Consider the following 18,783-nt stretch of genomic DNA (forward strand, 5'->3'; position numbering starts at 1 on the left):
AAGTCATGAGGAGAAAATCATGAAAAACGATAAAGATAATGTCATTTATCAGCTTAAGGGAATGCCGAAAATAAAAGAAGCGATCCCGTTGGCACTGCAGCATGTTGCAGCAATGATTGTCGGCTGTGTCACTCCAGCCATTATTGTAGCCGGGACCGGCGGTTTGTCGCCGGCAGATACCCGGATTCTTATTCAGGCGGCGCTGATCATTTCAGGTATCGCCACGCTTATTCAGCTGTTTCCCCCTTTCAGAAAGGTAGGCTCCGGCCTCCCGGTGATTATGGGGGTCAGCTTTGCCTATCTGCCAACCATGATCGGTATCGTCAGCGATTATAATATCGCCACCATACTTGGATCGCAGGTTATTGGCGGTGTTGTGGGGATCCTGATCGGTATTTTCATTAAAAAGCTGCGAAAGCTTTTCCCCCCAGTTGTCACCGGGACCGTGGTTTTCACCATTGGTCTGTCACTCTACCCGACGGCCATTAAATATATGGCCGGTGGAGCGGGCAGCGAGAGCTTTGGCTCGCCAATGAACTGGATCATTGCCATGATCACCCTGGTACTGGTTATTTTCTTTAATAACTTTACTAAGGGCTTTGCCCGTCTGGCGTCCATACTTTTGTCGATGATCATTGGCTATATCATCGCGCTTTTCTGCGGAATGATTGATTTCGGGACCGTGCAGGAGGCCAGCTGGTTTATGCTTCCGTCGGTGGGACATTTTGGTTATGAGTTCCATCTCCCTGCCATTATCTCCATGTCGATTCTGTTTGTGGTCAACTCGGTGGAATCCATCGGTCAGTTTTCCGCGCTCAGCGTGGGGGCCATGGACCGTGAGCCCACAACCGACGAGCTGTCAAGAGGACTGATGGGGAACGGCGTTTCCAGTATTATCGGCTCGATTTTCGGCGGTCTTCCCACATCTACCTTTGGGCAGAACGTAGGGATTGTGGTAACGAACCGGGTCATTAACCGTGTGGTCATTGGATTTGCCGCCGGCTTTATTGTACTGGCCGGTCTCTTTCCAAAATTTTCGGCTCTGATGATGACCATCCCATACTGTGTACTGGGCGGCGCGACCATTTCAGTTTTTGCCACCATTACCATGACCGGGGTTAAGCTTTTTATGCAAAGCGAGTTGACTCAGCGAAACGCGACCATTGTCGGCCTGTCGGTGGCTCTGGGGATTGGTATCTCTCAGGTTCCAGGCGCGATGGAGCAGCTCCCGGCCTGGATTGACAGCCTCTTTGGAGAATCGGCGGTGGTGGTTTCAACCCTGTCTGCAATCCTTTTAAACTTAATTTTACCAAAGAATACTCCTTTTGAAACGGAAGATCTTTAAAAAAATCGATACAATAATAAATTATTATTGTGTTTTCTTCCGAAATCTGCGATAATAGAGATATAACATTTTTAAACAATGACTTTATGCGTTCCTTGTTTATATGAATCAAAGTTCAGAAGGAGAATGATTATGGCAAAAGATCTTGAAACCTACAAAATATTGGTAGATTTTTTAGCAGATTATTTAGGAGAGAACACAGAGGTTGTACTGCATGACCTGTCAGACTGTCAATCATCTGTTGTAGCAATCCGCAATGGCGACATCAGCGGGCGGGATTTGGGGGCACCGGTCACGGATTATGGCCTTAAGCTCATTAAAAATGAAGCTTACAAAGAAGCCCCGTACCGCGTGAATTACCGGGGACTGTCTCCGAGAGGCAACATCATACGTTCAGCAACGTATTTCATTAAGGATGATGACGATGAGCTTATTGGTCTGCTCTGTCTGAATATGGACTGTCAGAAATTTGCTGAGGCCCGGGATATCCTGGAATCACTCATCACCGTTGAGCCGCTTAGAAAGGACGAGGAGTCGGAAGAAAGCTTCAACATCAACGTCAAGGAGCTGGTCATCAATAATATGAGCCGCGTCCTGCCCAGTAATCACGGCGACCTCAGAAAAATGGGCAAACAGGAAAAAATTGAAGTGGTTGAAAGACTTCAGGGCCTTGGAACCTTTATGGTTAAAGGCACCATCTGGCATGTGGCGGATATGCTCGGCGTATCCGTACCGACGGTTTACCGTTACCTGGCAACCATTAAGAAGGAAAATGAATAAAAAACTTTGTGTGCAGAATGAGAACATTAAACTGTCAGCGCTGTTCGGTATCGAACAGCCTGACTTTATTACCGTCACCGGCGGCGGCGGAAAAACAACACTGCTTACATGTCTTGGCCGTGAGCTTAAGGACAGGGGCAGCACCCTTTTAACCACCACCACAAAGATGCGCTATCCAGACGCCTTTGATGGCGAGGTGATCATAACAGCGTCGCCAACAGAGCTTTTAAGCCGTCTGAAAGGGCGGGACAGCGGTCTGTACTATTACGCAGAGCGCTGCATTGAGGAGCACAAGGTAAAGGGCCCGGCACCCGGGGTGTTGGATCGTATTTTTAAAGAGCTGAAGGACTGGATCTTTCTGAATGAGGGAGACGGAGCCGGAGGAAAGCCCTATAAAATATATAGGGAGTGGGAACCTGTTATCCCCAAAAGCACCACCAGGCTGATTCATGTGATTGGCTGCGAGCTTTTAGGTGCGCCCATGACCAGCGGGAATATACACCGCTGTCCTGAGACCTTAAGGGGAAAAGGCTTTGACCTTGACTGGTTTAGAAAAAGCATGGAGTGGTTTGCGGGCGAGAAGCTGAAAAACCTGGACATTCCCAGATTTCTGCTCGTTAACAAAGCGGACAACGGGAACAGAAAAAAAGCGGAGCAGCTCTGTAATGCGGCTGAACCCTATTTTGACGCCTGTATTGCTGCATCTTTGCGTGAAAGGATCTGGTATCAATGTTAGGAGCGGTGGTTCTTGGTGCAGGACTGTCACGCCGTATGGGCAGTGAAAAGCTTCTTCTTCCCATCGGCGGGAAAAAAATCCTGGAAAAAACAGTTGAGGCTGTGGCAGAAGGCTTTAAGGATGTAATCGTTATTGTAACCCGAAAGGCCATTCTTGACGGTATTGAAATGCAGCGCGCTCCCGTTTATTTAATCAATGATCGGCCAGAGCTTGGGCAGGCGACTTCTTTAAAAATAGCAGTCGCTTACCTTGACACGCATTATCCTGAATGCCAGGGGGTTCTGGTGTTTCTTGGCGATCAGCCGCTCATCAGCCAAAGGCTGGTCGAAGAAATCGTCCGGGTGGTCACGAAAAACCCAGAGAGCATTGTAATGCCGGAATATCAAGGCCGGAGAGGGCATCCCATAGCCTTTGGGAAGCGTTGGTTTAAAGCGCTTCTGGCTGTTTCGGGTGACACGGGAGGGCGGCAGATTATCGAGGCCCACCCCGAGGCTCTGATAAAAATCCCGGGAGACAGAACCTGTGTTATGGACGCTGATACCCCCGAGGACTACCGGCGTTTGCTTGAGTATTATGAAGGAGAATGGTCTGAATATGAAAATCTGTGAAACGGTTATTGTGCGGGGTGCCGGAGATATCGCCACCGGTACCATATACCGGCTGTATCAGGCGGGCTTCAGGGTGATCGCCCTGGACATTGAAGCCCCTACGGTTATACGGCGTACAGTCGCCTTTGCCCAGGCCATTCAGGATGGCGTGGCAGCTGTGGAGGGTGTGACGGCAAGGCGCTGTGAGTCCATTGAGGCGGTGTGCCGATGCCTGAAAAGCAGTGAGGTCCCGGTCTGTGTTGATCCAAAAGGGGATATGATCCGTATGGTTCGTCCGGACGCGGTGGTTGACGCAATCCTCGCCAAGAAAAATCTGGGAACCACCCGGGATATGGCAAAAGCCGTGATCGGTCTGGGACCAGGCTTTACAGCAGGAGAGGATGTGGATGCTGTGATCGAAACCAACCGGGGACACCATCTTGGAAGAATCCTGTATGAAGGAACCGCGGCAGAAAACACCGGCGTTCCCGGAAATATTGGAGGCTATACACACGAGCGGGTAATCCATGCCCCGGAGTCCGGAACAATCCGCCTGTGTCATGATATTGGCGATTTGGTAAAAAAAGATGAATGTATTGCCTTTGTTGGTGAAACGCCGGTTTTATCCAGGCTAGACGGGGTGCTGCGCGGTATGATCGCAGACGGCACGAAGGTTAAAAAGGGGTTGAAAATGGCCGACGTGGACCCACGGGGCGATAAGGCCTATTGCGATACAATTTCTGATAAGGCCCGCAATATCAGCGGCGGGGTACTGGAGGCTGTGATACATTTACTGAAGGAGCAGGCATGACGTTAAAAAAAGAGTTACCTGATATTTTTGAAGATTTCGCAGAGGCGAGACGGATGGGGTTGTTAAGGCAAAGGCGGTAAAGGATCAGAACATTCTGGAGGAGAACATCGAAAATCTCGACGGTTTTGTGCGGGGTGCCAACCCCGTGACCATTTCCAGTATGTGCACGGTTTTTGCAGAGAGTGAGATCATCAGCCTTTTGGCAAAGGATGTATCCAGAAAAGACATCGCGCTGGGCGTTATCCACGCCATTGCCAAGCGGACTGCGAATTTTGCCGGACGGCTGCCTTTGGCCGGCAAAGTCTTTTTCAGCGGCGGGCTTTCCAGGTCGGAGGTGTTCAAAGAGGTGCTTGAAGCTTATCTGGGGCAGCCGGTTGTTACGCACCCCATGTCCCAGTATGCAGGGGCGGTCGGTGCCGCGTTGATCGGGCAGCAGAAGTGAAAGGAGCGTAGAGGATGAAGCGTATCTATTTTGACAATGCCAGTACCAGCTGGCCAAAGGCGCCGGACGTGGCGTCTGAGATGGCCGGCTATCTGGAGAATACCGGCTGTAACGTGGGACGGGGCAGCTATGGCCGTGCCTACGAGGTTTCCAGAAAGGTCTACGAAACCCGCGAAAAGCTGCGCTGCCTGTTTGACGCCGAGGATAATAAAAACGTTATTTTTACAGCCAATGTAACACAGGCCATCAATATGGTGCTCAAGGGCTTTCTAAAGCCGGGAGATCATGTGCTCATTTCCGGGCTGGAGCATAACGCTGTGGTGAGACCGCTAGAGCATCTCAGGAAAATGGGCGCCTCTTATGATGTGATTCCCTGCGATGCTTTGGGTAATCTAAAAACAGAGTGTATTGAAAGCCGTATAAAACCGGAGACCAGGGCAGTGGTCATGACGCATGGCTCCAATGTAAGCGGCGGCATGCTGCCCATTGAGGCCGTTGGGAAGTTGTGCGCAGGCCACGGCCTTTATTTTATCGTGGACACGGCCCAGACCGCCGGACTGCACGGGATCAGCATGAAAAAGGCCAATATCAGCGCCCTGTGCTTTACCGGGCATAAAGGGCTGATGGGTCCACAGGGGATCGGGGGCTTTCTGGTAACCGACGAGCTGGCAGAGCAGATGATTCCCCTTCTGGACGGCGGCACCGGCAGCGCGTCGGACCGGCTGGACATGCCGGACTTTTTACCGGATCGCTTTGAGGCTGGAACCCTGAACCTTCCGGGGATTTATGGACTCAGCAGCGCCCTGGATTACCTGGACAGCGTGGATAAAGAGGCGCTGCTCAGGCTTGAGGAGCAGCTGACCGGCGTTTTTATCCGCGGGGTCGAAGCCATCGGTGGCCTGCGCCTTATCGGAAGTACAGACCCCCAAAACCGCTGCGCCCTGGTGTCAGTCGATTGCCGGGAAAAGGACAACGCCCAGGCCGCCCTTGAGCTGGACCGGGATTACGGGATTATGGTCAGGGTTGGAATGCACTGCGCCCCGCTTGCGCACAGGACCCTGGGGACCTACCCGCAGGGAACCCTGCGTTTTTCCTTCAGCCATTTTAATACACTGGACGAGGTGGCCCGCGCTTTGGAGGCCCTTCAAGAAATAACAACAGCATGAAAGGATAAAAGCCATGCCAGAAAATAAACCGAGACGCCTGACCGAAATGGTCAGAAATTGTGGATGTGCGGCGAAGCTGGGACCCGGCGCTTTGTCAAAGGTCCTTAAAACACTGGAGCTCAAAGGCTGTGACAGCCTGATCATCGGATTGGAAAATTCGGACGATGCCGCGGCTTACCGGATTAATGATCAGCAGATTTTACTCCAGACACTGGATTTTTTCCCGCCCATCGTGGATGACCCTTACCTTTTTGGCCAAATCGCTGCCACCAATGCCCTGAGTGACATTTACGCCATGGGCGGCAAGCCGCTAACAGCGATGAACATTGTCTGCTTTCCGGAAGAGGAGGATAAGGCCATTTTATCCGAAATTTTGAGAGGCGGCGCTGATAAGGTGCAGGAGGCCGGCGCGGTTCTGGTCGGCGGGCACTCAGTCGATGATCCTGAGCCCAAATACGGCCTGTCTGTGACCGGAATCACGGACTGCCTGCACCTTCGGGGGAACTGCCATGGACGGGAGGGCGATAAGCTCATCCTGACCAAGCCGATTGGCACTGGGATCATTGTATCCGCTGTCAAGGGCGGGATCGCAACGGACGAATCGCGCGAAGCGGCTGTGCTGTCCATGACTAGCCTGAATAAGACCGCCTGTGAGGTGATGAGCTTATATGACGGGGTGCACGGCTGTACGGATGTTACGGGCTTTAGCCTGGGCGGACACGGTATCGAGATGGCTAAGGCCAGCCACCTGACTATGGAGCTTGAGGCTTCGGCGGTCCCGCTTATGCCTGGCGTCCCTGAGCTGGCTGGGATGGGCATTGTGCCCGGCGGCACTTATCGGAACAGGGAATATTTTGGACCGGATTACAGGGCGTCGGTGAGCGGTCTGATGGAGGATATTATTTTTGACCCCCAGACCTCCGGCGGGCTGCTGATCAGCGTTGCGCCCTCTGAGGCTGAGAATCTTTTAAAAACACTGAGGGTGGAGCTTAAAACCGACTGCGCACTGGTGGGGCAGCTGGTGGACAGGCAGGATAAAGCGCTGATCATAAGATAATAAAGGAGAAATCAGATGACTAAAATCATTAATGCCAGGGGCAAGGCCTGCCCCATGCCGGTCATTATGGCTAAAAAGGAAATCGAAACAAATCATGACAGCTTCATCATCACGGTCGATAACGCCATCGCGGTCGAAAACCTGAAAAAACTGGCTGCCAGCCAGGGCTACGACGCTGTGGTAAGCGGGAGCGGCGAGCAGTTTGAGGTCCGGTTTGTGACGGATGGCCGTGAAATACCAGCGGCAGAGATAAACGCCACGCCAGATGGCCGCCTCCCCGAAGGGGGAACCGGCAACTGGGTCGTTTTTATGGGAAAGGACACCATCGGCGGGGGAGATTATGAGCTGGGGAACGCTTTGGCGAAAATGTTCTTTTACACCCTTTCCCAGGCCGGTGATGTGCCGGAGAGCATTCTGTTTATGAACAGCGGGGTTAAGCTGCCGGCTCTGGACGGGCAGGTGGCCGAGCATTTACAGGCGCTGGAGGAACGGGGCGTCAGGATACTGGTCTGCGGAACCTGCCTGGACTACTATAAGCTTAAGGACGACCTGAAGATCGGCGAAATCAGCAATATGTATGACATTACAGAAAAAATGCTTGCCGCTTCAAAGGTCATTACCCTGTAACATGAAAAGACAGATGGATTGTCTGCTGACTTTTGCCAATACCCACGCGGCCATGACCGCTGAAGGGATATTGAAAGGCGTTTTTAACATTAGAATTGTTCCCACGTTAAGGGAGATTTCAGCGGGGTGCGGCATTTCCATAAGCATTGAAGCGGCGGATGTGGAAAACGTCTTAAAACAGCTGGCATCCGCCAATTTTGACGAAGGGCTGATGGAAGTCTATGCCGTTTATTATAATGACGGTAAGGCCTGTCCGGAGCCCATGAATCTGAAATAAAAATAAATGAGGCAGTAAAATGGAAAGTGTAAAAACAACAGAGGCAGTGGGCCTGATTTTATGCCATGATATGACACAAATCATAAAGGATACGTTTAAGGGGCCCCGGTTCCGCAAGGGACATGTGATTCGGGAAGAGGATATTCCCGTGCTTTTGTCCATGGGCAAGGAGCACGTCTACATCTGGAAAAATGACCCCGGACTGGTCCATGAAAATGCCGGAGCGGAGGTGCTGTACCAGCTGTGCGCGGGTGAGCACATGCACCCCTCAGAGGTAAAGGAAGGAAAAATTGAGGTGATCGCAGCGATTGACGGCCTGCTGAAGGTAGACCGTGCCAAGCTGAATGCGCTCAATGCGCTGGGAGAGCTGATGATTGCCACCCGGCACGGTAATTTTCCGGTAAAAAAGGGCGATAAGCTGGCGGGAACCCGGATTATCCCCCTGGCCATTCCCCGGGATAAGCTGAACCGTGCCGCCGCTCTGGGAAATGGAAAGCCCGTTCTCGAGCTGCTGCCCTTTCAGAAAAAGAAGGCGGCTGTCATCAATACTGGCAGCGAGCTTTACGCGGGACGGATTAAAGATGCTTTTGGCCCTGTCATCAGGGACAAGCTGGCAGAATACGGTGTTGAGGTAACCGAACAGGTGATTCTTCCAGATGACGAGGCGCTGGTTTCAGAAAAAATCAACACGTTTATTGAAAAAGGGGCAGAGATGGTGATCTGTACCGGCGGTATGAGCGTGGACCCGGACGATATTACGCCCAGCGCCATTCAAAAGACCGGCGCAGCGGTGGTCAGCTACGGCGCGCCGGTACTGCCTGGAGCCATGTTTTTACTGGCCTATCAGGGAGAAATACCCATTATGGGCCTGCCGGGCTGTGTGATGTACGCTAAAAGAACTGTGTTCGACCTGGTACTCCCAAGGATACTGACAGGTGAAAGACTGGCGCCGGAGGATTTGTTCACCCTGGGCGAGGGCGGCCTGTGCCTGAACTGTGAAACCTGCACCTATCCGAACTGCGGTTTTGGAAAGTAGAGGACGAAATGAAGGATTTATACAAAGCCCTTAAGCTTGCCAAAGAGAGAGGGGAACCTCTGGCAGTGGTGACCATTATTGATTTTCATGGCTCTGCGCCCAGAGGCACCGGGGCCAGGATGATCGTCTGTAAAGACGGCAGCACCACGGGTACTGTGGGCGGCGGCGCCATCGAATATGACGCTCAGCAGGAAGCGCAGAAGCTGTTTGAAACACAGGCCTCCTTTATAAAAGAATACATCCTCAGGCCAAATGAGGCCGCTGATCTCGGCATGGTGTGCGGCGGAAACGCGGCCTTGTATTTCCAGTATTTTTCGCCTGGTAATCCGCAGACAGAAAAGCTGATTGAAGAACTGGGTAGAGCCCTCGAAGCCGGTGGGGATTTCTGGCTTCTGACCTGCTGGGAGGATCCCGCAGTGTTTGAGGTAATGGTAACAGACCAAAAAGCAAAAGAAGATGGCTTTGGGGATGAGGCGTTCACAGAACAGAGCCGGCTGCTCCAGAAAAACAAAACCTGTATTTTTTCACAGCCGTTACGGCAAAATGGGCGGGTTTATGTGTTTGGCGGCGGGCATATCGCTAAGGAGCTGGTGCCAGTGCTCAGCCGTCTGGATTTTAGGTGCGTGGTCATTGACGACCGGGAGGCCTTTGCCAACAAAGAAGCCTTTCCGGAGGCCGAGGCGGTTTTTGTCAGTGATTTTAAAGCGATCCGCACATTTTTAGAGATTGGGCCCTCGGATTATGTGGTCATCATGACCCGGGGACACCAGAACGATTATCTGGTCGAGGCTCAGGTTCTTAAAACAGAAGCCCGCTACATTGGTGTCATTGGCAGCAGGAAAAAAACACAGACCATTAATGAAAAGCTTATGCGTTTTGACGGCTTTACAAAGGAAAAACTGGAGGCAGTTTATACCCCCATCGGAAAAGCAATCAAGGCCAAAACGCCGGCGGAGATAGCCATCAGTATAGCGGCAGAGCTGATCGAGGTAAGGGCGTCGGACATATCCGCAACGTGAAAAACGGCTGAATTAATGCGATACGAAATAAATTAGATTTTTAAACGGAAATAATGAAACGAAACTTACTAAAAATAAAGTGTCTCGAGGACAAAATCCCTGATGAAGCATCGTCTTGAGTCTGACGCGGAGCAGCGACTGGCAGTGTTTTTTGAGACCAGATTTAGACATAAAAAAGCCCGGAGAATGCCGGGCGCATGTAATGTGTGTCTAACGAGGTGTTTGCGGTTAAACAAATCAAGGAGTTAGGGAGAAAACCGCATGTTGCTCATGAAGTAAGTTAGACTCATCGAACTCGTTTATATTATATCGGATTGTCAAAGAAATATCAAGCAGTTTTTGAAAAAAATTTAATTATTTTGTTTAAAAAATCGGTTCGGGGATATAAATATTTTCGAACAATCATACCTCAATTAATAGTCTACCTCCCCAATTCTCTCTTTAGTGGCTCCCGGTCATAAGGCCGGGGGCTTAATTTATGTCCAAAGGCCGAGTTGATTTTAGGGCAAAATGCCCGCTTCAGCCGTGAATCAAAAATACCGCCTGAATTTTGAGCTTTTTTCCGTCACATCGGTTTCTATATATTTAATAGGAAGATAAATAAAATTTTTCGTGGATTTTTGGGGCTGAAGGGTATAAAATATCAACAGAGTGAATATAATTTCATTCTGGGAATCCATTATTTATAAAAAGCCACGCTATTATTACCGATTAGCATCAAAAGATACTACAATTTTGAGCTTTTGTCTAAAAATTGCAGTTAAAACCATTTCAAAAACAAAAATAGTTATTGCTTTGTATACATAAAGTGCTATAATGGGTTCAGACTAGAATTAATTTTTGAAGAAGGAGGTCGTTATTAGGATGATAAATGAAGTGCTTCATCAGATTATCGATCTGGACAACCGGGCCAAGAAAATCAAAGCCAGCGCCACAGCCCGCGCGGAAAAAATCGTAGCCGATACCAAAGACGAGTTAAAAGAAGAAGAAACGAATGTTATCACCGCTGCAAAAGAGGAAAGCAAACAAAACTATGACGTTGAAATCAAAAAAGCTGAAGAAGAGAAGGATAACGCCATAAAAGAAATGTCGAGCTCGATTAAAGCATTGCGAGAGCAGTACGAAAGTGCAAAACAAGAAAGTGCAAAAAGAGTTTTGGACGAACTGTTTCAGTCGATCTGATTCTTGAAAAATTTAAAGAAAAGTAGTGAAGATTAATGGCGAATAGTAATCATGCGTGTGTGAACACGAAATTATTGGCAATGAAGTCAAAGATGCTTGGAACTCAGGATTACGAGGCACTGATTAAAGCTCCTTCGCTGAATGACCTTTTTTATTACCTGAAGGACAATACCTATTACGGGCCATTTCTGGAGGAGGTTCATACGGACCATCTTCACCGCCTGGAACTGGAAGTGCCCCTCACCCGGATGAAGATTTACGAAATTGAGAAGCTGATGCACTATCTGCAGGGAGAAGAAAAGACGTTTGTAAAAACGCTGCTGATCCGTTCGGATATTGAAAGCCTCCGCGTTTTGATCCGTGGGATTGCCCGCGGCGCGAATCTTGAAGAGCTCGCCGGGTTTCTGGTCTATTCAGAAAAGTACACCAACATCCCCTTTGACAAATTGGTAAAAACAAAAGATTGGGACAGCTTTAAAAAAGCCCTGGTCGGCACCGATTATTACCGTCTTCTCGAAATCTACCGGCAGGTAACCGTGGAGGATGACCTCTTTCCCATCGAAAAAGGGCTCGAACGTTATTACTATGATAAGCTGAAAAACAGCCTGAACAAGCTGGATCAGAAAAAGAACAAGGACCTTATCAAGACAACGCGTGAGGGCATTGATCTTTTAAACCTGGTTTGGTTTTATCGTGGCAAGAAGTTCTACCACCTTTCCCGTGAGGAGCTGCTGGCCTATGCGCTGCGCGGCGGTCTTAAGATTAAAGAGAAAGATATTCAGCATATGAGTGAGATCAAAAACATCGATACACTCCACGAGGTGATGAAATCCTACAGTGAATATGCTTTTCTGTTTAATCATTCGAAAACACTGGACCTGTATATGGAAAGAAGACGTGAACGATTTATGTACTATGCCTATCTGAAGCTGTTTAACGGCACAGAAGCTGGCCTGGGAAAGGTCGTTGCATTCATACGGCTCATTGAATACGAGATTGAGGACATTACCTCCATCATCGAAAGCAAGCGTTACCGTATGTCTGCGTTAGAAACAGAAAAATTTTTAATCAGATCTTTTGAGTAAGATGTGAAAGGAAGTATTATATGGCTATAGAAAATGTTATGATGATGAACGTTGTAGGCAAGATAAACTACGTCGACCGTTTCGCTAAAGACATTTTTCTTTTCAATGATATCCAGATTGTTGACGCCATGAACGAAATTGACACCGGCCGTTTTACTTTGCCAGTCTGCGAAGAGAACATCGGTGAGCTTCTGGGTTTTGCCCAGCTCGTTCCTGGTGAGAACATGGTGGATGAGAAAATTTTTGTGCAGAAGGTGCAGAAATTAAATGAGCTTTACGACAATAAGCTGACCCTGGATACAAAAGCCCTGTCCGGAAAGGAATACGACCTTGGTGAAATCCTTGAAAAAGCCGATCGTTACCAAAATTATCTGGATACGGAATTTGAAAATCTCGGAAAAGCGCGGGAAGAACTGAAAAAAGTTAATACGAGTATCGAAGCCTACGAATACATCAAAAATATTGATGTGCCGATGGAAACTTTGAACAACATGGAGTACTTTACCTACACCATTGGCTCCGTCTCTAAGGATAACGCGGCCCGGCTAAAGAGTATTTACAACACGGTTACCTCCATCGTGTTCCATGTGGGGGATACCAGCCAGAACGAAGAAGTCTTTATGATTATTTCGCCCAAGGATTTTGAGGTGGAAACCAATCGTATTTTAAAGGCGCTGAGCTTTAAGCTGGTTGAAGGCTACAACGACGCCTATGTAAAAGCACCGGGCGATATTTTAACCGATCTGGGGCTTGAAAAAGTAAAACTGGAAAAAACAATTTCCGAAAATGAAGCGCTGCTTGAAAAGCACCGTGATGAAAACAAGGTGGAGGCCGAAGAAGTCTTTAACGTGCTGACACTTTACGCAAACTTGAATATCATTAAAAAGTACATGGCTTTCAGTGATGAAAACTTCTATTTTTCCGGCTGGGTCTCCAAAAAAGACAGAGCGGCTTTGGAAAAGATCGCTGCGCAGTATGACAATATGATTGTCATGTTCACCGATCCCGACGCTGCCAACAAACCGCCGACAAAAATGAAAAACAACTGGGTTTTCAGGCCCTTTGAGACACTGGTAAAAATGTACGGGGTGCCAGCGTATAACGAGTTAGATCCCACCCCATTTCTCAGTATCACATATTTATTTTGCTTTGGTTATATGTTTGGGGATGTAGGACAGGGGCTTGTCCTATTACTGGCCGGCTATATCTTAGGCAAACGGGGAGTAGAATTGGGGCATGTTATTGCACGAATGGCATGCAGTTCCATTATTTTTGGCTTCATATACGGAAGTATATTTGGTAATGAGTCGATTTTGCCGACCCTATGGGTCAGGCCCTTTGAAAACATCAATACGGTGCTTTTGACGGCGGTCGTACTCGGTGTAGTGATGCTGTTTATCGCATACCTGTACAGCATTATCAACAAGCTGCGGGCGGGGGACATTAAAGAAGGACTCTTTGGCAAGAATGGTATTGCCGGTTTTGTCCTTTATGTCAGCATCCTGCTGTGTGCGCTCTGCGCTACGGGCATTATTCCGGGCGGCAGTGCTTTTACACCATTTTTGGCAGTTCTTGCAGTCGCTCTGGTTATCCTGGTGCTGCTGCGTGAGCCCATTGCCAATACCATCAGAAAAAGAAAATTATACGATACATCCGCAGGGGATTATTATGTGGAAAGCGGCTTCGAGCTGTTTGAAATGCTGCTGGCCATGCTCAGCAACACCCTGTCGTTTATCAGAGTCGGAGCCTTTGCGCTGACTCACGTTGGATTGTTTATGGCATTTGAAACCCTGGCTACCATGGTAGGCGGTGGTTTCGGCGGTGTGATTGTTCTGATTGTCGGTAATGTTTTAATCATTGTGCTGGAGGGTCTGATCGACTTTATCCAGTGTCTGAGATTACAGTTCTATGAGCTGTTCAGTAAATATTATACCGGTGACGGGGAAGAATTTATTCCTCTGAGCACAGAAATCAGAAACACACTTTAATCAAAATAACATGATCAATATTTCTATCCCTGATGGGATACACGAAGAAAAAGGAGTTTAAAATGAGTATTTTAACAATTATTACAATTTTAGCTGGTCTTTTAGTTCTGGCAACCATTGCCGGTGGTGTTTATTTTATTTATAAGGACTGCACCTCTGAACAGAGCCGTCTGAAAAAGTTTTTAAGATTTAATTTAGCCGGTTTTATCCCGACGATGGCCGCTGCTTTAATTATGTTTGCTCCATCTGCTGTTGCCGCCGCTACCAATCCTGCCGGCATGTCCGATGCTGGCCTGGGTTACATTGGCGCTGCATTATCGACTGGTTTAGCCTGTGTGGGTGCAGGTTATGCTGTTGGTGTCGTTGGTTCCGCCGCTCTGGGCGCTGTATCCGAAAATGAAAAGATTCTTGGTAAAACTCTGATCTACGTAGGCCTGGCTGAAGGGGTTGCCATTTACGGATTAATTATCTCGATCATGATCATCGGTAGTCTCTAAGCCTTTAAGGATATGACAAAATGAAATCTTTTGTGATCAGCGAAAATCGTGATTCCTATTTAGGCATGAAATTAGCTGGAATCGAAGGCGCCTACGTCAGAGATCAGGAAACCATTGAGAGTACGTTTAAAGAAGCTCTGAAGAATAAGGAAATCGGCATTATCTTTCTGACCGAAAAGGCTTATTTAATGATCGAGGAGCTCGTACTGGATACCAAAAAAAAGGTTCTCTTCCCTTTGATCACGGTCATACCTGACCGCTATGGTTATCAGAGAGAACAGGGAATCATCACCCAATATATTAAAGAATCCGTAGGATTGTAAGGAAGTGAACACATGATATCAGTTGAAGAAAAACTTGGTGTCTTTACACAATATCTCCTAAGGAAACAACGCGAATGGGGCAAGCAGACCATCAACACAGCGAAAGATAAAAAGCTGGAAATGGTGAAGGCTTCGAGTGAAAAAATCAAGGAAGAAAAACGCAGTATCGAAGAACGCGGTTACCACGTTATTTTCCGTGATAAAAATAAAATCATCGCCCAGGGTAAAAACACTGCAAAAACAGAGCTTTTGGAAGAAAAAAGCCGTATTTTGGAGGATTTTAAACAGGCGGTGGTGGATGAAGCCAGAAATTATGTCGGCACAGAAATCTACCGCGGCTATCTTGTAAAATGTCTGGAAAAGGTTCCGAGCATTTTGAGAGACCGCAAGGATATTATTGTTTTTGTAAATGACCCGGACAGCGCGTTTGTCAAACAAAACGCCTCAAGGGTTCTGTCCGATTACACCATCACATTTGATGCGTTACCTGCAGGCACCATTGGAGGCATTGTAGTCAGAGACACAGACAACCGTATTAACTGCGATTTTACCGTCGAGAACCTTGTACGCACCAATTACAAGCTCATCGGTATGCGCTTGAACGAAGTAATGGAAAAGCAGGTGGGTTAATTGAGTAATGAAGTAAAGAATGAAGTAAAAGGCGTTATTTCAGGCATCAACGGACCCGTTGTAACAGGGACCAACATGACCGCCTTCCAAATGCGTGAAATGGTCATGGTCGGCAGGAAAAAGCTGATCGGCGAAGTCATTGTCCTGGACGGCGACATTGGAACCATTCAGGTATATGAAGAAACCGAAGGCCTGATGCCCGGCGAGGAAATCCTGTCAACCGGCATGCCTTTAAGCGTAAAGCTTGGACCGGGGATGCTTAAAAATATGTTTGATGGTATCCAAAGGCCCCTGGAAAAAATACAGGAGATCTCTCCGGTGTTTATCCCGGAAGGGATCGGCCTGATGTCCATTGACGAAGAAAAACTGTGGGATTATAAAGCCCGGCTGAGTGTTGGCGATACCGTTAAACCCGGACAGGTCTTTGGGACCGTTCAGGAAACCCTGATGATCGAGCACCGCCTCATGGTGCCGCCGAACGTAAAGGGAACCGTGGTGGAAGCCAGAGAAGACGGCAGCTATAATATCGAAACGGCGTTAGTCGTGGTTGAGGATGACCGAAAAAGACGGCATGCGCTCAAGATGTACCAGGAATGGCCGGTAAGAACACCGCGTCCTGCCAGGTTCAGAAGAGAGCCGGAAAAACCACTGGTCACCGGCCAGCGTATCATTGACTTTTTCTTCCCCATTGCCAAGGGCGGTACAGCAGCCATTCCGGGGGGCTTCGGGACCGGTAAAACCACCACCCAGCATCAGCTGGCAAAATGGTCCGATGCGGATATTATCATCTACATTGGCTGTGGCGAGCGTGGTAATGAAATGACCGAGGTTATCGAAGATTTCCCAGGCCTCATCGACCCGAAATCCGGCGAGTCCATCATGGAGCGTACGGTTATGATCGCCAATACCTCCAACATGCCCGTTGCGGCCCGTGAAGCCAGTATCTATACCGGTATCACCATGGCCGAATATTTCAGAGATATGGGCTATGACGTGGCCATGATGGCTGACTCCACCTCCCGCTGGGCAGAAGCCCTGCGTGAAATCTCCGGACGTCTGGAAGAAATGCCGGCGGAAGAAGGCTATCCGGCTTACCTGTCCTCCCGTATCGCAGAGTTCTACGAACGTGCTGGCTCTGTGGACACCTTGTGCGGGGAAGAGGGCTCCATCAGTATTGTCGGGGCCGTATCACCGGCTGGCGGGGACTTCTCAGAGCCCGTTACCGAAAATACCAAGCGTTATGTCAACACCTTCCTGGCTCTGGATAAGAACCTGGCCTATGCCCGTCACTATCCGGCCATCAACTGGATGGAAAGCTACTCCGGTTATGTGAAGCTGCTGACCGACTGGTATGAGGACAACGTGGCCGAGGACAGTATCCAGCTGCGTAACAAAATGCTGGATCTGCTGTTCCAGGAAAACAAGCTCCAGGAAATGGTCATGCTCATCGGTGAAGACGCACTGCCGGACGACCAGCGCTGGGTGTTAAATATCGCCAAGCTCATCCGGGTCGGCTTCCTACAGCAGAACACCTTTGACGATACCGACACCTATGTACCGCTTGAAAAACAGTACCGTATGTTAAAGGTTATGGATTATCTCTATGAAAAAGGCCTGGCAGGCCTGAAGCAGGGGATACCGACCTCGGTGCTTTACAATGAAAAAATCTTTGATGATGTCATCAAGATGAAATATAATATTCCGAATGATGATTTCAGTGGGATTGATGTCCTGAGACAGGATATTGATGAATACTACGACGATCTCATGCGCAGATATCAGGATTAAGGAGGCACAGTATGCAGAGAGAATATCTAAAAATAGACAACATTAACGGGCCTCTTATTCTGATCACAGACGTTGAGGATGTTTTCTACGGCGAGGTGGTAAACATTCAGGACCAGGCCACCGGCGAGGTGAAAAAAGGAAAGGTCATCAAAATTGACGGCACCACCATCACCATCCAGGTGTTCCAGTCCACCGCCGGCCTGGCCGCCGAAAACAGCGTCACCCGCTTTACCGGCGAGGCCTTTAAAATCCCAATGTCCATGGACCTCATGGGCCGCGTGTTCAACGGGATTGGAGAACCCATTGATAACGGTGCGGATATCTTCAGTACCGTTGAATCCAATATCAATGGTGCGCCCATCAACCCCATGAGCCGTGAATACCCGCGTAACTTTATTCAGACCGGTATTTCCGCCATCGACGTGCTGATGACCCTGATCCGTGGCCAGAAGCTGCCGATCTTCTCCGGAAACGGCCTGTCCCACAATGAGCTGGCCGCGCAGATCGTGCGCCAGGCCAAGCTGAGCGACGATGTGGACGAACAGTTCGCCATCGTGTTTGCCGCCATCGGCGTTAAGCACGACGATGAAAAGTTCTTCCGCAAAACCTTTGAGGAAGCCAACGTCATGGACCGGGTTGTCATGTTTGTCAACTACGCCGATGACCCGGTAGCCGAAAGAAACACCGCGCCGCGGTGCGCTCTGACCGTTGCCGAGTACCTGGCCTTCCAGAAGGATATGCATATTCTGGTCGTCATGAGCGATATTACCGCTTACTGCGAGGGCCTGCGTGAAATTTCGTCGGCCCGTGAAGAAGTACCAAGCCGTAAGGGCTACCCGGGCTACATGTACTCCGACCTGGCCGCGCTGTACGAACGCGCCGGCATGTTAAAGAGCAGCAGGGGTTCCATTACCTTCCTGCCCATCCTGACCATGCCGAATGATGATATCACCCATCCCATCCCTGACTTAACCGGTTATATAACCGAGGGCCAGATTGTACTGGGACGTGACCTGTTCCAGCGGAGCATCTATCCGCCGATCGACGTCCTGCCATCCCTCTCCCGTCTGATGAAGGACGGTATCGGGGAAGGCTACACCCGTGAAGACCATCAGGACCTGGCCAATCAGCTGTTTGCCGCTTATTCCAGAGTGCAGGAAGTCCGTGACCTTTCCCAGATCATGGGTGAGGACGACCTATCCGAAACCGATAAGCTGTATATGGAATTTGGCCGTGCCTTTGAAGATGAATTCCTGAGCCAGGACTTTGATGAAAACCGGACCATCTATGAAAGCCTGGATCTTGGCTGGAAGCTGTTAACCATCCTGCCAGTCACCGAGCTTGACCGTCTGAGTCCAAAACTGATCGAAAAATATCTGCCAAAGAAGAATGCGTAGGTGATCACTT

The 18,783-nt window shown here is 49.1% G+C and carries 20 protein-coding genes; all 20 read left to right on the forward strand.

What is annotated here, in order from left to right; genetic code table 11:
• Positions 1 to 19: 19 nt before the first annotated feature.
• Positions 20 to 1,345, forward strand: a complete 1,326-nt coding sequence (locus tag I2B62_RS09865) for a nucleobase:cation symporter-2 family protein (protein WP_195268793.1) — start codon at positions 20 to 22, stop codon at positions 1,343 to 1,345.
• 132 nt (positions 1,346 to 1,477) lie between these two features.
• A complete protein-coding gene (locus tag I2B62_RS09870) occupies positions 1,478 to 2,125 on the forward strand; it encodes a PAS domain-containing protein (protein WP_195268794.1) in 648 nt (215 codons plus the stop codon).
• Positions 2,118 to 2,861: a selenium cofactor biosynthesis protein YqeC gene (yqeC, locus tag I2B62_RS09875; protein WP_195268795.1), complete on the forward strand. Its 744-nt coding sequence runs from the start codon at positions 2,118 to 2,120 to the stop codon at positions 2,859 to 2,861. Before I2B62_RS09870 ends, yqeC begins: the two co-directional genes overlap by 8 nt.
• Entirely contained in the window at positions 2,855 to 3,469 is a 615-nt protein-coding gene (locus I2B62_RS09880) for a nucleotidyltransferase family protein (RefSeq protein WP_195268796.1), read from the forward strand. Before yqeC ends, I2B62_RS09880 begins: the two co-directional genes overlap by 7 nt.
• Positions 3,456 to 4,259 (forward strand): selenium-dependent molybdenum cofactor biosynthesis protein YqeB, encoded by an 804-nt coding sequence (gene yqeB / locus I2B62_RS09885; protein WP_195268797.1) that lies wholly within the window; start codon positions 3,456 to 3,458, stop codon positions 4,257 to 4,259. The genes I2B62_RS09880 and yqeB overlap by 14 nt, the downstream gene beginning before the upstream one ends.
• 106 nt (positions 4,260 to 4,365) lie before the next feature.
• Entirely contained in the window at positions 4,366 to 4,701 is a 336-nt protein-coding gene (locus I2B62_RS09890; protein ID WP_347707812.1) for a BadF/BadG/BcrA/BcrD ATPase family protein, read from the forward strand.
• 14 nt (positions 4,702 to 4,715) lie between these two features.
• Positions 4,716 to 5,867: an aminotransferase class V-fold PLP-dependent enzyme gene (locus I2B62_RS09895; protein WP_195268798.1), complete on the forward strand. Its 1,152-nt coding sequence runs from the start codon at positions 4,716 to 4,718 to the stop codon at positions 5,865 to 5,867.
• A 13-nt stretch (positions 5,868 to 5,880) separates the two neighbouring features.
• Positions 5,881 to 6,924: a selenide, water dikinase SelD gene (selD, locus tag I2B62_RS09900; RefSeq protein WP_195268799.1), complete on the forward strand. Its 1,044-nt coding sequence runs from the start codon at positions 5,881 to 5,883 to the stop codon at positions 6,922 to 6,924.
• Between the two features lie 15 nt (positions 6,925 to 6,939).
• On the forward strand, positions 6,940 to 7,551 hold the full coding sequence (yedF, locus tag I2B62_RS09905) for a sulfurtransferase-like selenium metabolism protein YedF (RefSeq protein ID WP_195268800.1): 612 nt from the start codon (positions 6,940 to 6,942) through the stop codon (positions 7,549 to 7,551).
• 1 nt (position 7,552) lies between these two features.
• Complete coding sequence (locus I2B62_RS09910) at positions 7,553 to 7,828, forward strand: DUF3343 domain-containing protein (RefSeq protein WP_195268801.1); 276 nt, start codon at positions 7,553 to 7,555, stop codon at positions 7,826 to 7,828.
• 19 nt (positions 7,829 to 7,847) lie between these two features.
• Entirely contained in the window at positions 7,848 to 8,864 is a 1,017-nt protein-coding gene (locus tag I2B62_RS09915; protein WP_195268802.1) for a molybdopterin-binding protein, read from the forward strand.
• An 8-nt stretch (positions 8,865 to 8,872) separates the two neighbouring features.
• Positions 8,873 to 9,883, forward strand: a complete 1,011-nt coding sequence (locus tag I2B62_RS09920; RefSeq protein WP_195268803.1) for an XdhC/CoxI family protein — start codon at positions 8,873 to 8,875, stop codon at positions 9,881 to 9,883.
• Positions 9,884 to 10,747: 864 nt separating this feature from the next.
• The gene (locus tag I2B62_RS09925) at positions 10,748 to 11,065 is read left to right on the forward strand and encodes a hypothetical protein (RefSeq protein ID WP_096920575.1); all 318 of its coding nucleotides are present in this window, start codon (positions 10,748 to 10,750) and stop codon (positions 11,063 to 11,065) included.
• Positions 11,066 to 11,100: 35 nt separating this feature from the next.
• Positions 11,101 to 12,150: a V-type ATPase subunit gene (locus I2B62_RS09930; RefSeq protein ID WP_195268804.1), complete on the forward strand. Its 1,050-nt coding sequence runs from the start codon at positions 11,101 to 11,103 to the stop codon at positions 12,148 to 12,150.
• 20 nt (positions 12,151 to 12,170) lie between these two features.
• Positions 12,171 to 14,138 carry a V-type ATPase 116kDa subunit family protein gene (locus tag I2B62_RS09935; RefSeq protein WP_195268805.1) on the forward strand — a complete coding sequence of 656 codons (1,968 nt, stop codon included), beginning with the start codon at positions 12,171 to 12,173 and terminating at the stop codon, positions 14,136 to 14,138.
• Positions 14,139 to 14,200: 62 nt separating this feature from the next.
• A complete protein-coding gene (locus tag I2B62_RS09940) occupies positions 14,201 to 14,635 on the forward strand; it encodes an ATP synthase subunit C (protein WP_013380724.1) in 435 nt (144 codons plus the stop codon).
• 20 nt (positions 14,636 to 14,655) lie between these two features.
• Positions 14,656 to 14,958 carry a V-type ATP synthase subunit F gene (locus tag I2B62_RS09945; RefSeq protein ID WP_195268806.1) on the forward strand — a complete coding sequence of 101 codons (303 nt, stop codon included), beginning with the start codon at positions 14,656 to 14,658 and terminating at the stop codon, positions 14,956 to 14,958.
• 12 nt (positions 14,959 to 14,970) lie between these two features.
• Positions 14,971 to 15,588 (forward strand): V-type ATP synthase subunit E, encoded by a 618-nt coding sequence (locus I2B62_RS09950; protein ID WP_243259475.1) that lies wholly within the window; start codon positions 14,971 to 14,973, stop codon positions 15,586 to 15,588.
• On the forward strand, positions 15,589 to 17,376 hold the full coding sequence (locus tag I2B62_RS09955) for a V-type ATP synthase subunit A (protein WP_096920578.1): 1,788 nt from the start codon (positions 15,589 to 15,591) through the stop codon (positions 17,374 to 17,376). It begins immediately after the preceding gene.
• A gap of 11 nt (positions 17,377 to 17,387) precedes the next feature.
• Positions 17,388 to 18,773 (forward strand): V-type ATP synthase subunit B, encoded by a 1,386-nt coding sequence (locus I2B62_RS09960; RefSeq protein WP_195268807.1) that lies wholly within the window; start codon positions 17,388 to 17,390, stop codon positions 18,771 to 18,773.
• Positions 18,774 to 18,783: the final 10 nt, after the last annotated feature.

The sequence above is a fragment of the Eubacterium sp. 1001713B170207_170306_E7 genome (assembly GCF_015547515.1).
GTDB lineage: Bacteria > Bacillota > Clostridia > Eubacteriales > Eubacteriaceae > Eubacterium.

What these genes read in the sequence shown, in the direction of transcription:
- I2B62_RS09880 (WP_195268796.1), top strand. Translation starts at nt 2,855, where the DNA reads ATGTTAGGAGCGGTGGTTCTTGGTGCAGGACTGTCACGCCGTATGGGC.
- I2B62_RS09945 (WP_195268806.1), top strand. Translation starts at nt 14,656, where the DNA reads ATGAAATCTTTTGTGATCAGCGAAAATCGTGATTCCTATTTAGGCATG.
- I2B62_RS09935 (WP_195268805.1), top strand. Translation starts at nt 12,171, where the DNA reads ATGGCTATAGAAAATGTTATGATGATGAACGTTGTAGGCAAGATAAAC.
- I2B62_RS09950 (WP_243259475.1), top strand. Translation starts at nt 14,971, where the DNA reads ATGATATCAGTTGAAGAAAAACTTGGTGTCTTTACACAATATCTCCTA.
- yedF (WP_195268800.1), top strand. Translation starts at nt 6,940, where the DNA reads ATGACTAAAATCATTAATGCCAGGGGCAAGGCCTGCCCCATGCCGGTC.
- I2B62_RS09940 (WP_013380724.1), top strand. Translation starts at nt 14,201, where the DNA reads ATGAGTATTTTAACAATTATTACAATTTTAGCTGGTCTTTTAGTTCTG.
- I2B62_RS09865 (WP_195268793.1), top strand. Translation starts at nt 20, where the DNA reads ATGAAAAACGATAAAGATAATGTCATTTATCAGCTTAAGGGAATGCCG.
- yqeB (WP_195268797.1), top strand. Translation starts at nt 3,456, where the DNA reads ATGAAAATCTGTGAAACGGTTATTGTGCGGGGTGCCGGAGATATCGCC.
- selD (WP_195268799.1), top strand. Translation starts at nt 5,881, where the DNA reads ATGCCAGAAAATAAACCGAGACGCCTGACCGAAATGGTCAGAAATTGT.
- yqeC (WP_195268795.1), top strand. Translation starts at nt 2,118, where the DNA reads ATGAATAAAAAACTTTGTGTGCAGAATGAGAACATTAAACTGTCAGCG.
- I2B62_RS09960 (WP_195268807.1), top strand. Translation starts at nt 17,388, where the DNA reads ATGCAGAGAGAATATCTAAAAATAGACAACATTAACGGGCCTCTTATT.
- I2B62_RS09870 (WP_195268794.1), top strand. Translation starts at nt 1,478, where the DNA reads ATGGCAAAAGATCTTGAAACCTACAAAATATTGGTAGATTTTTTAGCA.
- I2B62_RS09910 (WP_195268801.1), top strand. Translation starts at nt 7,553, where the DNA reads ATGAAAAGACAGATGGATTGTCTGCTGACTTTTGCCAATACCCACGCG.
- I2B62_RS09925 (WP_096920575.1), top strand. Translation starts at nt 10,748, where the DNA reads ATGATAAATGAAGTGCTTCATCAGATTATCGATCTGGACAACCGGGCC.
- I2B62_RS09895 (WP_195268798.1), top strand. Translation starts at nt 4,716, where the DNA reads ATGAAGCGTATCTATTTTGACAATGCCAGTACCAGCTGGCCAAAGGCG.
- I2B62_RS09915 (WP_195268802.1), top strand. Translation starts at nt 7,848, where the DNA reads ATGGAAAGTGTAAAAACAACAGAGGCAGTGGGCCTGATTTTATGCCAT.
- I2B62_RS09920 (WP_195268803.1), top strand. Translation starts at nt 8,873, where the DNA reads ATGAAGGATTTATACAAAGCCCTTAAGCTTGCCAAAGAGAGAGGGGAA.
- I2B62_RS09930 (WP_195268804.1), top strand. Translation starts at nt 11,101, where the DNA reads ATGGCGAATAGTAATCATGCGTGTGTGAACACGAAATTATTGGCAATG.